Origin of the sequence: Ferrimonas balearica, from assembly GCF_019802055.1 — a bacterium.
Lineage (GTDB): Bacteria > Pseudomonadota > Gammaproteobacteria > Enterobacterales > Shewanellaceae > Ferrimonas > Ferrimonas balearica_A.
This window is the reverse complement of record NZ_JAHVHW010000007.1, coordinates 1,131,658-1,144,455: the sequence shown is the minus strand read 5'-3', so window position 1 is coordinate 1,144,455 and position 12,798 is coordinate 1,131,658. Positions and strand designations below refer to the sequence as shown.

At 58.9% G+C, this 12,798-nt stretch carries 9 protein-coding genes; 5 read left to right on the top strand and 4 right to left on the bottom strand.

Annotated elements, in window-relative coordinates:
- The first annotated feature begins 176 nt into the window (after positions 1-176).
- Positions 177-437 (top strand): Lpp/OprI family alanine-zipper lipoprotein, encoded by a 261-nt coding sequence (locus KUV52_RS12750; protein WP_222526314.1) that lies wholly within the window; start codon positions 177-179, stop codon positions 435-437.
- A 68-nt stretch (positions 438-505) separates the two neighbouring features.
- Here the strand turns inward: KUV52_RS12750 and KUV52_RS12745 are convergent, their stop codons facing one another.
- From KUV52_RS12745 to KUV52_RS12735, 3 genes are all read right to left on the bottom strand, one after another.
- Positions 506-1,399: a L,D-transpeptidase family protein gene (locus tag KUV52_RS12745; RefSeq protein ID WP_315900142.1), complete on the bottom strand. Its 894-nt coding sequence runs from the start codon at positions 1,397-1,399 to the stop codon at positions 506-508.
- A gap of 87 nt (positions 1,400-1,486) precedes the next feature.
- Positions 1,487-2,065: a GNAT family N-acetyltransferase gene (locus KUV52_RS12740; protein ID WP_261389979.1), complete on the bottom strand. Its 579-nt coding sequence runs from the start codon at positions 2,063-2,065 to the stop codon at positions 1,487-1,489.
- Positions 2,066-2,186: 121 nt separating this feature from the next.
- A complete protein-coding gene (locus KUV52_RS12735; protein WP_409996480.1) occupies positions 2,187-3,974 on the bottom strand; it encodes a flavocytochrome c in 1,788 nt (595 codons plus the stop codon).
- Positions 3,975-4,334: 360 nt separating this feature from the next.
- On the opposite strand from KUV52_RS12735, the gene KUV52_RS12730 reads away from it, so the two are divergent.
- The 4 genes from KUV52_RS12730 to dauA all read left to right on the top strand — a co-directional run bounded on the left by KUV52_RS12730 (position 4,335) and on the right by dauA (position 10,761).
- The gene (locus KUV52_RS12730) at positions 4,335-5,396 is read left to right on the top strand and encodes a porin (protein ID WP_222526311.1); all 1,062 of its coding nucleotides are present in this window, start codon (positions 4,335-4,337) and stop codon (positions 5,394-5,396) included.
- Positions 5,397-5,497: 101 nt separating this feature from the next.
- Positions 5,498-7,462 carry an ATP-binding protein gene (locus KUV52_RS12725; protein ID WP_222526310.1) on the top strand — a complete coding sequence of 655 codons (1,965 nt, stop codon included), beginning with the start codon at positions 5,498-5,500 and terminating at the stop codon, positions 7,460-7,462.
- On the top strand, positions 7,459-8,841 hold the full coding sequence (locus tag KUV52_RS12720; RefSeq protein ID WP_222526309.1) for a sigma-54-dependent transcriptional regulator: 1,383 nt from the start codon (positions 7,459-7,461) through the stop codon (positions 8,839-8,841). The genes KUV52_RS12725 and KUV52_RS12720 overlap by 4 nt, the downstream gene beginning before the upstream one ends.
- Before the next feature lie 204 nt (positions 8,842-9,045).
- Positions 9,046-10,761 carry a C4-dicarboxylic acid transporter DauA gene (dauA, locus tag KUV52_RS12715; protein WP_222526308.1) on the top strand — a complete coding sequence of 572 codons (1,716 nt, stop codon included), beginning with the start codon at positions 9,046-9,048 and terminating at the stop codon, positions 10,759-10,761.
- A gap of 180 nt (positions 10,762-10,941) precedes the next feature.
- On the opposite strand, the gene KUV52_RS12710 is transcribed toward dauA, so the two are convergent.
- Complete coding sequence (locus tag KUV52_RS12710; protein ID WP_222526307.1) at positions 10,942-12,708, bottom strand: alkaline phosphatase D family protein; 1,767 nt, start codon at positions 12,706-12,708, stop codon at positions 10,942-10,944.
- Positions 12,709-12,798: the final 90 nt, after the last annotated feature.

The following is a 12,798-nucleotide window of genomic DNA, read 5'->3' as shown; positions in this document are numbered from 1 at the left end:
CTGCTTGCTGTTGATTCGACGCAATTTGCTGCCAAAAGTTTTTATTGGCAAAGACTTATCGGATGTGACAACCTTGAGGTGGCGAATTAATGTGCCATACTCTACGGCGCAATGACGTGTCGGCGAGTGCAGGCCGTCTCATTCGCGCCGTCGTTGTCAGGTTTTAAGGAGAGGATATGAAAGCAAAACTGTTTCTCGGTATCGCAATGAGCGCCCTGCTCTTTGGTTGTGCCAACACTTCTGAACTGGAAGCCCAGGTATCGTCCCTGTCTAACAAAGTGGACTCCCTGTCTGACCAGGTGGGTGCCCTGCGTGCTGATCACAGCCAGATGAACAGCGACATTCGCGCCGCTCGCGCAGCCGCTGAAGATGCACAAGCTGAAGCTGCTCGCGCCAACGCTCGTATCGACAACATGGCCACCGGCTATCGCAAATAATTTCGAGCACGCCAGCAAAAAGGGCGCCCTGAGGCGCCCTTTTTTATTGACCGAATCAAACTGAATCCTCAGTTTACTGTCATCGGAAGACCACGCTGCTCACGCAGCAGAGTTTGAATCTTGCTCTCGTTCAGACCCGGCTCACTCAATGATTGACGTTGGTCTGCGGTCAGTTCCAGAGTCTTGGCGCTTTTGTCCAGTTCCTCGTCCTGACTCAACGGCTCGTGAACCTCAAGATAGAGACCGGAGCTTTCCTGGGAGATCTTGATCGGCTCATTGATGATACGAACCGGTTCACCCACACGCACCAGCTCAAACAGCTCTTCGATGTCAGTCGGGCGCATGCGGATGCAGCCGGCACTGACCCGCATGCCGATGCCAAACTTGTGGTTGGTGCCGTGGATCAGGTACTCACCGCGACCATAGGCCAGACGCAACGCGCGATGACCCATCGGGTTATCCGGACCGGCCGGTACCACCTTGGGCAGTTCAATGCCCCGCTCTTCCAGCCACTCTTTGCGGGTACGTGCGGTTGGGGTCCAGGTTGGGTCCTTGATGCGCTGACTGACTTTGGTGGTCACCAGCGGGGTTTCCCGCCCTACCCGGCCAATGCCAATTGGATACACGTATACCCGGCCACGCGCGTTGTCGAAGTAGTAGAGCCGCAGTTCAGCCAGGTTGATCACAACCCCTTTGCGCTCAACGTCCGGCAACAGCATCTGGGACGGCAGGGTCACTGAGCTGCCGGTGGGGGGCAAAAAGGGATCAACGCCCGGGTTGGCGGCCATCATCGCCAACAGGCCCATGTCATATTGCTGGGCCACATGATCGAGAGATTGCCCTTCAACCACCTGATGCACCATGGGAAAGCCCAACAGACGACTGTCATGGGCCGGTGCGGAGTAGATGGCTGCCTGGGCGGAAAATCCGAATAAAAACAGAAGCGAGATCAGAGCACGCACGCCATTTCTCCAAGACAAACGAGGCGACATTCTACCTACCTCCACTCTGGATAAAAAGTCGACTGAGTCGAGTCCCACAGATCCCATTCAGATCTCGTCCGTTTTACCACCCTCACCCACGGCCGTCCCGCGGCTTTCCATCAACCATTTATAGAAGAACACCGTCGTATCCAGTTGGCCATCAGTACTGAGGGCAAACCGGGGGATCCGCCCCGCTTCAACATAGCCTAAAGCGCGGTACAGGTGAGAAGCCACATCCCCCTGCCGGGTATCGAGTATAAGCAGGGACAACCCACACTGTTTTGCCACCGGTTCAAGATGGTGCATCAGCTCCCTACCAATGCCCTTTCCCCGGGCATCCGATCTCACCATCAGTTTCTCCACCTCGCCACGATGCCTCCCGTTTGCCTTCTGGCACATCGCCAACTGTACCGCGCCCAAAATGCGACTTTCATCGAGCGCCACAAACAGTTTCCTGCTGCCCTGACGCAAGGCCAATTCCGTTTCGGCCCAGTATGCGTTGATCGCTTCAGGCTCAATGGGCGTCAGAAAGCCCACCGAAGCGCCGCTTTCTACCGTATCGATAAGCAGCGCGCTTAACGCCTTTTCCCGGCCGTGGATCGTACTCAACTCCCCGATAAGCAAACTGCTCTCCTCCACTGTCATTCTGTCACGGTCTCCCGTGTACAACTGTCAGGCAATAAGCAGGCCAACGGGTCTCATCAATAATCAGGCACAAAAAAAAAGCGGCCCCGAGGGACCGCTTTGACCTGTGTGAAAGGAAAACTTACTTCTTCACGAAGCTGGCAGCGTTCTCACCGGCCATGCGACCAAAGGTCACGATGTCAGAGATGGCGTTACCACCCAGACGGTTGGCGCCGTGAACACCACCGGTTACTTCACCGGCGGCGAACATGCCTTTGATCACTTTGCCGTCTTTGCCAACCACTTCACCCTGGTTGTCGATCTGAACACCACCCATGGTGTGGTGAACGGCCGGGGTGACTTCGATGGCGTAGTAGCTGCCCTGGTTCAGGCTGCGCGGCATGTTGGGACGAGCGAAGTCGGCGTCTTTACCGGAAGCCACAAACTCGTTGTAACGGGCAACGGATTTCTCCAGCTCGGCACCGTTGATGCCCAGGGAGTCACCCAGCGCTTTCAGGCTGGAGTTGCTCGGTACCACACCCAGTTCGATGTAACGCTCAATCTTCTTCAGAGAGTGACGTACGGAATCATCGAAGATCAGGAACGCGGTTTTGCCGGTCTGCTCCAGGATGGCAGCAGAGGCTTTGTCACGGGTGGTGATTTCGTTGACGAAACGGTCACCTTCTCGGTTCACCAGAATGGCACCGTTACCACGTACCGCTTCAGTCACCATCACACCACCGGCCACGGACAGGGTCGGGTGAGCCTGGATGTATTCCAGATCCTTCATGGCAGCGCCAGCGTTACCGGCAACGTCCAGACCATCACCGGTCGCACCCGGGTGGTTGGTGGCTGCAAAGCCTTTCAGCTTGGGATCCAGGGCGGATACACGGTCGTTGTTGCGGGCAAAGCCACCGGTAGCCACAACCACCGCTTCTGCTTTGATCCAGTAGTAACCGGTGTGCTCACCTTTCACCAGCACGCCGCGAACCTGGCCTTTGTCATCTTCCAGGATCTCAACCGCACGGCTGTTGTAACGGATGTCGATTTCACGCTTGATGGCGTTATCGTAGAGCACCTGTACCACGTGGGCACCGACGCCGGCACCACCAGTCGGACGGTGAGTACGGTTAACGGACGCGCCACCCATACGACCCACATCGTTCAGGTCAGCACCCAGGCCAGTCAGCCAGTCAACGGAACCCGCAGAGTGGGTAACCAGCACTTCAACCAGCGCCGGATCGTTGATGTTGCGACCGCCTTTCATGGTGTCTTCGGTCATCAGCTCCAGGCTGTCTTCGATGCCCTTGGCTGCCTGCTGCTTGGTCAGGGCCGCGTTCATGCCGCCTGCCGCCAGTTTGGTGTTACCACCTACCAGAGGTTCTTTCTCCAGAACGATCACACCCGCGCCTTTGTCGTGGGCAGCAACCGCAGCAGACAGACCAGCACCGCCGGAACCGATGATCACGATATCGGTAGTGGCGCGAGGCTCAGCCTTCAGGGCTTTTTCGATGTCCAGATTGGCTTGCAGCAGGTCGTTGATGCCCTGCTCCTTGCGCTCCCATTTGCCCTGGAACGGCATGTTGAAGTCGAAGCTGTGGCAGGAATCACAGTACACCACGGACTTTTCATGACCCATGTGGCAAGAGGTACAGGCCGGCTCGCCAGGCAGGTGAGACAGGTGGGGGCTGTGCTCCACGTTCTCTTCGGTCGCGGCAACGTCCGCCAGAGTGCCATGACAGGTCTGACACTGTTCGTTTTCGTAGGTCAGGTTGTCATCGGTCGGCTTGTTGGCGTCGCTGTGACAGTTTTGGCAGCCGCCCATATCGGCATGGAAGGCGGCCAGGTTGTCGGCGGCCAGAGTCGGCGCGGCCAGTACACCAGCCACGAGGCCAGCGGCCAGTGTCAGGGTAAAACGTGTTTTCATCATCTCTCTCCACTGAGGGTTCCCCCCTGCCTCAGCCCCTTGCGCCGGACAGGGTGTTTCAATGCCTGATTACTATTCAGCACTTATCTCAGCGGAGAAACGCACCAGTGCAAAATCCTAAAACACCGTCACAAAAGGATTTATGCCCTATGCGCTGGTGCATAACGAATAACAACCCGCTATGCGTTTTTGCATATCGAGGTGGAACCTTTTTGTTTTTTACCCCCACTGTTGCCACCCAGCTAACAGAAATGAGCGTCCTTCAATGTCGCAAATTGAAATGAGGTTCAAATCACATTTCATCCGGTCGCCCCTGCCTACTCTGGCGCTGTCTCAACACAGCCATAGAAATGATTGAGGGATATGATGAACAAATTTGCGCTGTCTACTCTGGCCATTGCCCTGTCTGCCACCAGCTTGATGGCTCAGGCCGAAGAGCCCCAGTTTTACGGGGCGTTCCGCGCCAGTGTGACCCACGCCGATACCGGTTTTGCTTCTAACCCGGGCGGCGGCGAAGGCACCCAGTTGGAGAACGACTTCTCCATGATCGGGGTGCGCGGCAGCCACGCTGTTTCCGAAACCGTCAAGGTGGTTTACCAGGCGGAAGTTCAGGTCAACGCCATGGATCAGTCCAACAGCAAAGACCCCTTCTCCTCCCGTAACACCTACCTGGGTCTGGATTCCAGCCAACTGGGTCGTTTGATCTTTGGTCGCCACGACCAGGCCTTTATGTTGGCCGAAGGTAAGGTGGACCAGTTCAACCTGACCAACACCGATATGAACCGTCTGCTGGCCGGTAACAACCGTCACGGCGACCAGGTGATGTACTTCAGCCCCAATATGGCTGGCTTCCAGTTCATCGGTTCCTACCTGCTGGAAGATGACTACTACGGCAAGGGCAACGAGCCGAAGGACGCTGATCCTTACTCCATGACCCTGAGCTACGGCGACAAGATGATGAAGAGCCAGCCCTACTTCTTCGCTGTGGCCTACAACGCTGGTATTGGCGGTGACGAAGCGATTCGTGCCACCGGTCAGTACAAACTGGGCAAGTTCAAGATTGGCGCGGTTTACCAGAACACTCAGGACACCCAGTTCGACAACCTGGATGGCAACGGCTTTATTGTTGACCTGGCCTACGGCCTGACCGATAAGCTCAGCCTGAAAGCCCGTTATGGTCAGGATGACTCCGGCAACGGCGGCTACATCGGCAAGGTTATGGGCAGCCTGGACGGCCTGGACAAAGCCACCGTAGACAGCACCAAGGTCACCAACTACGCCGTTGGTGCCGACTACGCCCTGTCCAAGCAGACCAAACTGTTCGCCCACTACAGTGTGTTTGATGCTGAGGTGAAGACCGCCGCAGCCACTCTGTACGACGACACCGACAACCTGGTGACCGTCGGCATGCACTTCAAATTCTAACTTCGGTTAGCTAGCGCCCGCCCGACTCGGCTTTTGCTGAGTCGGGCTTTTTGCGATCAGGGCAACATCCCCGTCACTATCTGCTCAGTATCATGACTGCCATGAACCGTCTTCTGATTTTCTGCCTGGCGCTGTTGCCAGCCCTGGCACACGCTGAACCCATCGTGCTCGGGGTGCACTCCCATACGCCCCCGTTTGAATGGCGCCAAAATGGCATCGATACCGGCCTGCATGTTGATCTTAGCCAGCGACTGGCCCGCCGCCTGGGCAAAGATCTCCAGGTCCGCCGCCACACCTTTCAGACCCTTCTGGACAAGCTGGAGCGTCAGGAGGTTGACCTGGTGGTGGCCGTCAGTCCGGTGGATCGCCGCCGGGACCTGCCCCAGTCCGACCCGATTTTCACCACCTTCGCCAAAGCCTACTCCCTGCCCTCCCAGCCCTACATCACCGATTGGGCCCAGTTGGCGGGAATGCGCATTGCGGTAAAAACCGGCTCCTTTGTCGATGTGTTCCTGCGCGGCCGGGACTGGCCTTTTGAGATCGTCCCGGTGGATCTGTACGAAACCGGCTTTCGCCGTCTTCAGGCGGGTCAGGTTGATTTGGTCATCGCCGAGCAGTACGTCGCCCGGCGGTTGCAGCCCAAATATGACCGGGTGCACTCCGCTTCCGACCCGCTGATCTACGGCTCCTTCAACTTCGTCAGTTACCAGGGCAACCAAGCGTTGATCGATGAGATCAACCTGCAACTGCGTCAGATGAAGATCAGCGGCGAATACGACCGTCTGCTTAATCAGTGGTTGGGGGTGGGCCGGGAGAAGGTGGATCTCGAAGCCACTCAGGACCGCTATACCGTTGCCGCCTACGCCGTCGCCATCATCTCGATGATAGGTATGTTGGTGACCTGGCGCATGAGTCGAGGCCTTAAGGCCCGTGACAGTGAGCTTCGCAAAGAGTTGGTTCAACGTCGCAAGGCAGAAAATGGTTACGCCCTGCTCTCCCGTCAATTCCAGTCGGTGCTTGACGGTCTGCCCCACGGTATCGCGCTCTATGACGCTCAGCGCAATCGCTTATGGGGGAACGACAAGGCCGAAGCCTTCCTTACGGTAAAACACCGACTCAGCAATGCCCGCGGGCCACTGGATCTGGACGCCGGCATACTGGTGGTACTCAAACATGGTCAGCCTCTGGTTGAGCACTACCAGGACGATCAGGGCCGCCACTGGGAGATCCGCTTCCAACCTCTGCTGCAGAGACAGGTAGTAGTAATGGGGCTGGAGATCACCGAACAGGTCCAACTCAGGCACGAGAATGAAAAAGCCAGCCGTCTGGCCAGTCTGGGAGAGTTGTCTGCGGGCGTGGCTCATGAGATCAACAACCCCACCGGATTGATCCTGCAACAGGTGGCGCTGCTGGCCGATGCCCTGCCGGACCTGTTGCCCGCCTGCGACGCCTACGAACAGGATGACCCGTTCTGGCAAATCGCCGGTTTGCCGCCGCAACGTGCTCTGGCGGAACTGCAGCACTGCCAGGAGAGCATCCAGGACAGCGCCCGCCGAATCAGTACCATCGTCAGTGATCTGAAGCGCTATGCCCAACCGGACCATGACCATGTGACCCAGGAGGTGTGCCTTAACGATGTGGTGGAAACCGCCCTGCGCCTGACCACCAACCAGCATAAAGCGTTTGAGCTTCACACCACCCTGTTTGAAGGCTTGCCCGCCATTCAGGCGCAGCAGCAGGCGATGGAGCAGGTGCTGATCAATCTGTTGCAGAACGCCTGCCATGCGCTGCCAACGGAGCATGGCCAGCTTTGGGTTCGCACCGGACTGATCGATGCCCAGCCCTTTATTGAGGTGGAAGATAACGGCCACGGTATGAGCGCCGAGATCCGTGAGCGGATCACCGAGCCCTTCTTTACCACCCGTCGCGCCGAGGGCGGTACCGGTCTGGGCATGGCCGTTTGCGCCCGGATCCTGGCGGAGCACAACGCCAAGATGACCATCGATTCCATCCCGGGTCAGGGTACCCGGATCCGCATTCTGTTTTCGCCGGAGGCCCTGGCATGAGCCACACCAAATCGATTCTGATCGTCGACGACGAAGCCAGCTGGCTGCGCAGCATGACCATGACCCTGAACCGATTGGTTCCCGATGCCATGCTGGAGACCTGTCTGGACAGCCGCAAAGTGATGGACCGGCTCGGCCAAAGCCCCTTCTCTCTGGTGCTGCTGGATCTGACCATGCCCTACGTCAGCGGCGAGATGCTGCTGGAGCAGATCCGGCGTCACCATCCGCAGATCCGTGTCATCATCGTGACCGGCGTTAACGAGGTGGACACCGCCGTCCGCTGCATGCGCAAAGGGGCCTATGACTTTTTTGTCAAAACCGGTGAGGTGGCCGCCATGGCAGCCAGCGTCAAGCGCGCGCTGGAGATCGCCAACCTGGAGCAGGCCTATCTCAACCTCAGCAGCCGGTTCCTCGATAAGCTGCTGAAGACCCCGCAGGCGTTCTCAGAGATCCTGACCTGCAGTGAGTCGATGCTCGACATCTTCCGCTATATCGAAGCCCTCTCCGTCAGCCGCCAACCCATGGCGATCTGCGGTGAATCCGGGACCGGCAAATGCCTTATCGCCAAAGCGATACACCAAACCAGCTGCCCCAATGAACCCTTCGTCTCCATCAACCTGGCCAGCCTGGACCCGGCAACGATCGACGACACGCTGTTTGGCCACATTAAGGGCGCCTTCGCCGGTGCCGACAGCCACCGTGCCGGACTGGTGCGGAGCGCAGGAAACGGCGTACTGTTCCTGGACGGCATTGATGAACTGGCGCCGGAGATCCAGAGTAAACTGGTTACCCTGGTGCAAACCGGCGAATACTTCCCGCTGGGTTCCGATCGCAGTCTGCAAAGCCAGTGTCGCATTCTCTGTGCTGCCACTCAGCCGATGACGGCGCTGTTTGAACAGGGGCGGCTTAAGGAGGATCTGTACTACCGGCTACGGGCGCACCAAATTCAGGTGCCTGCCCTGCGGGATCGTCCCGCTGATCTGCCCCTGCTGCTGAGCCACTATGTCCATCAGGCCTGCGAAGAGCTTGGCAAAACGCCACTGCAGATCGACGAAGCGGTGTTTCCCCTGCTCAAAGCGTACCCCTTCCCGGGCAATGTCCGAGAGTTGGCGGCGCTGGCTTACGACGCCGTCAGTCGCAGCACCGGCTCGACGCTCTGTCTGGACCCGTTCAGCCAACTGGTCAGTGCCGCCGTGCCCTCAACCATACCGGATCACCTGGTGTTTCCGGCTGAGTTGCCCACCCTGGCGCAGGTCAGCGATATGCTGATTGAGGAGGCGATGAGCCGAACCGCCGGCAATCAAAGTGCCGCTGCCGCGCTGCTTGGCCTCAGTCAGCCTGCCCTTAGCCGACGACTGGCCAAAAGCCGGTCCGAGTAGTATTTGAGCGGGAAACCGTTCAAATCGCCCGCGACTGTGATCTGCCGCCGCTTTTGCCCTATGGCAATCCGGCGGCAATCACACCCAACCCGAGAAGAAAAGCAAGCTGATCAGAATGTGTGATCGCCATCCCATTGGCGCTCCGTTCTGCGCACTACTATAAGCGCCTCTTGCCAACCCTCCTTCTCATTGCGGGTTATCATCGTGCCACATAGAGCTCATCTGTTTTCCCTGAAGATCGGCCATGCGCTGTCTCAGGCTTGCGTTGCCGATCCCTATAACGGGCGGCGTTTCAGCCAGGATCTTCTGGCTGGCATTACCGTAGGCATCATCGCCATCCCCCTGGCCATGGCCTTGGCGATCGCCAGTGGTGTGCCCCCCCAGTACGGTCTCTACACCGCCATCATCGGCGGGTTTGTTATCGCCCTCACCGGCGGTTCCCGTTACAGCATCTCCGGCCCCACCGCCGCTTTTGTGGTGCTGCTGTTCCCCATCGCCCAGCAGTTTGGCCTGGCCGGGCTGCTGCTGGCTACCGTGATGTCCGGTGTGATCCTGGTGGTCATGGCGTTGCTGCGGCTGGGGCGCCTGATTCAGTACATCCCTGAGTCGATCACCCTTGGCTTTACCGCCGGTATCGGTGTGGTGATTGCGACACTGCAACTGAAAGACTTCTTCGGCCTGGATGTTGCCACCATGCCGGAACACTACTGGGATAAGGTGGCGACTCTGGTTGCCGCCGCGCCGACTGCCCACTGGCCCAGCCTGGTGGTGGCTGTAGTTACGCTGGCCATTATGCTTATCTGGCCAAAGCTGAAACTGCCGGTGCCCGCCCATCTTCCGGCGGTGATCATCGGCAGCCTTATCGGGCTCTATCTGAATCAACACGGTTTTGCGGTGGACACCATCGGCAGCCGTTTCAGCTACACGTTGCCGGACGGCACCAGCGGGTTTGGCATTCCCGCGGTGATGCCGGAGTTTGCGCTGCCCTGGCTTCAACCCGGCCCCGATGGGCAACCCTTAACCATCAGTTGGTCTCTGGTTCAGGCACTGCTGCCTTCGGCCTTCGCCATCGCCATGCTGGGCGCCATTGAGTCGCTGCTCTGCGCCGTGGTGCTGGACGGGATGACCAACACACGCCACAGCGCCAACAGTGAACTGCTGGGCCAGGGGTTCGGGAATATCGTCGCGCCCTTCTTTGGCGGGATCCCGGCCACCGCCGCCATCGCCCGCTCGGCCGCCAACGTCAAGGCCGGTGGCCAGAGCCCGGTATCTGCCATGGTTCACGCGGCAGTGGTATTGCTGGCACTGGTCGCCCTGACCGGCGTACTGGCCTACATCCCGATGGCGGCCATGGCCGCGCTGCTTCTGGTGGTTGCCTGGAACATGAGCGAGGCGCCCAAAGCCCTGCACCTGCTGAAGACCGCGCCCAGCAGTGACATTCTGGTGTTTCTGATCTGCTTCCTGTTGACCGTGGTGTTCGACATGGTGATCGCCATCAGTGTGGGGATCGCGCTGGCCGCCCTGCTGTTTATGAAAGAGGTGGCGGAGATGACCCGGGTCCGGGAGATCAGTGAGGACAAACGCTACGTCAGCGAGCCACTGCCACAAGGCACCACCGTGCTCAGAGTGGAAGGCCCGCTGTTCTTCGCAGCGGCGGACAATGTGTTTGGTGAGATCAGCCTGCTTAGTGGTGACGCGCACACTTTGGTGCTGCAGATGGATGGCGTCACCCTGCTGGATGCCGGAGGGCTTTCCGCGCTGACCAAATTGATTCAGCGCTGTCAGGAACGGGGCACCCGTCTGTTGATCAGCGACTTGCAGTTCCAACCGCTGAAAACCCTGGCCAAAGCCAAAGTGCAGCCGATTGAGAGGGTGCTGAAGTTCTTCCCGACGCTGGAAGAGGCATTGGCAGAGGCGTAACACACGGATAAGGCAACAAAAGATGGGAAGTTGTGATCCATACGCTGTCGCATGCTTCTGAATCGGCGTATTGTCAGCGAATCCGCCACCCCCTCCCCTAAACCGGGCGGCGGATTCCGTTCCCTGCAAAAAACGGAACAACCCGGGCCATGGCCCGGGTTTTCTATTTTTTTTGCCGTCTTACAACGTATCGAGCTGCTTGTTGCCCGCAGTCACGCTCGCAGCGTAGGCCCGGGCCGGTTCCAGTGCATATTCAGCGCTCTTGATGTCCCGCACAAACTGCCAGCTCGCTTCCGCCTTGTCGGCGGTAAAGGTGACCGTCATATACCCCCGGTCGGCCGCGTTGAGATACTCCAGGCCCGAAACCAGTGAGACGATGCCCGCTTCCGTGGCTTCCACCTCCTCCGGTGCAATCCCCAGATACTCCTCCAGCCCCGGAGAACTCACCGATGCGGTGGCAAACTCCACCCCAACCGGCTTACCTTCGATGTCGGACAGGTTGTTGGCCCAGGCATTATGGGTATCCCCCGCCAGCACCACCAGGTTGGCGTTGGCCGCCAGTGCGGTGCCCAACACCACTTCCCGCTCGTAGGCATAACCGTCCCACGCATCCAGGTTATAGGGGATGCTGGGCAGTTGCAGCGCCGCAATCACTTCCGGCGTAAGACGGTGGGCGTTGGCGATAAGGTACGCCTGCTCCTCCTGAGTCAGCGTGTCACCCGCTTGCGCGCGCTGAGCCAACTGAGCCACATAGGCCAGATCGGCAAATTCCTGAATGCTCATTTGCTGGGTGGCAATGGCCGCCGGCAACACCATTCGGCCCATCAGGATCTGCTGTCCCAGCACCTGCCAGGTGGCGGTATCGCTGAGCAGTGTGCCCTGTAGCCAGGTCAGCTGTTCCGCCCCCAGCAGCGTCCGGTTCGGGTCACTCACCTCCGCCACAAACCGCTCCGCATCAAAGGCACCGGTGGCCGGGTCCAGGTAGAGGCCGTAATCCAGTTGCTGGTCACGGCCGATCACACGGGTGTCCAGCATATGCAGGCCAACCAGATCCCCAAAGGCGAAACTGCGATAGATGGTGTCGGAGACCGCTTCGTTACCCGGCGGGCGGATCGGGAGCCATTCGAAGTACGCCTGCAGTGCCGCCACCTGACGGACGTCGTACTCGCCCTCCCCCTCGTTATGGTTTTCCGCCCCTTCGCGCCAGGCGTCATTGGCGATCTCATGATCATCCCAGACCGCGATAAACGCATGAGCAGCATGAGCCGCCTGCAGATCGGGGTCGGTCCGGTACTGGGCATAGCGGGTGCGATAGTCAGACAGGCTGAGCAGTTCATGAGCGGGTTGCACTTCGCGACCGAGCGCAGCCGCGTCTTCGGTAGCGTAACCGCCCTGGCCGTACTCATAGAGGTAATCGCCCAGATGCAGCACCGCATCCAGAGACTCTTCAGCGATGCCTCGATAGGCGTGGAAGTGGCCCGCAGGATAGTTGGCGCAACTGACGACTCCAAAGCGCACCGAGTCCACCGCGCCGACGGGCAGGGTTTTGCCATGGCCCGTGGCGGAGTAAGTCTCGCCGGATTTAAAGCGGTAGAAGTAGGACTGACCGGACTCAAGCGCTGCCGCATCCACTTTCACCGTGTAGTCCCGGGAGGCGTCGGTCACCGTGCTGCCGGTGGTGACCAGCTGCGTAAAATCCCTGTCGGTGGCCACTTCCCAGCTGACGGTCACCTCACCGTCAGTTTCCGGGGTCACCCGGGTCCAGAGGATCAACGCGTTGGTGGTGGGGTCACCGCTGGCGACGCCATGATCAAAGCGTGCCGTGATACCGGTGGTCGCATCGTTGTCATCATCACCACAGCCTGAGAGCCCTACAGAGAGCACCGCGCTGCCCGCCCCATAGGCGGAGATTTTCAGAAAGTGCCGCCGTGTCAGTCTCTGTTGCATCATTCATTCCCTTGGTGTTAGGTGTAATTTTTGCAACATACTGGCAACGCTTTGTGTCAGGCAAGTGACGAGTGAGGTCAGTTCAGGCTG

Bases quoted from the DNA above. Each gene is read 5' to 3' on its own strand.
- KUV52_RS12750 (WP_222526314.1), top strand. From the start codon at position 177: ATGAAAGCAAAACTGTTTCTCGGTATCGCAATGAGCGCCCTGCTCTTT.
- KUV52_RS12710 (WP_222526307.1), bottom strand. From the start codon at position 12,708: ATGCAACAGAGACTGACACGGCGGCACTTTCTGAAAATCTCCGCCTAT.
- KUV52_RS12720 (WP_222526309.1), top strand. From the start codon at position 7,459: ATGAGCCACACCAAATCGATTCTGATCGTCGACGACGAAGCCAGCTGG.
- KUV52_RS12725 (WP_222526310.1), top strand. From the start codon at position 5,498: ATGAACCGTCTTCTGATTTTCTGCCTGGCGCTGTTGCCAGCCCTGGCA.
- KUV52_RS12735 (WP_409996480.1), bottom strand. From the start codon at position 3,974: ATGATGAAAACACGTTTTACCCTGACACTGGCCGCTGGCCTCGTGGCT.
- KUV52_RS12740 (WP_261389979.1), bottom strand. From the start codon at position 2,065: ATGACAGTGGAGGAGAGCAGTTTGCTTATCGGGGAGTTGAGTACGATC.
- KUV52_RS12730 (WP_222526311.1), top strand. From the start codon at position 4,335: ATGATGAACAAATTTGCGCTGTCTACTCTGGCCATTGCCCTGTCTGCC.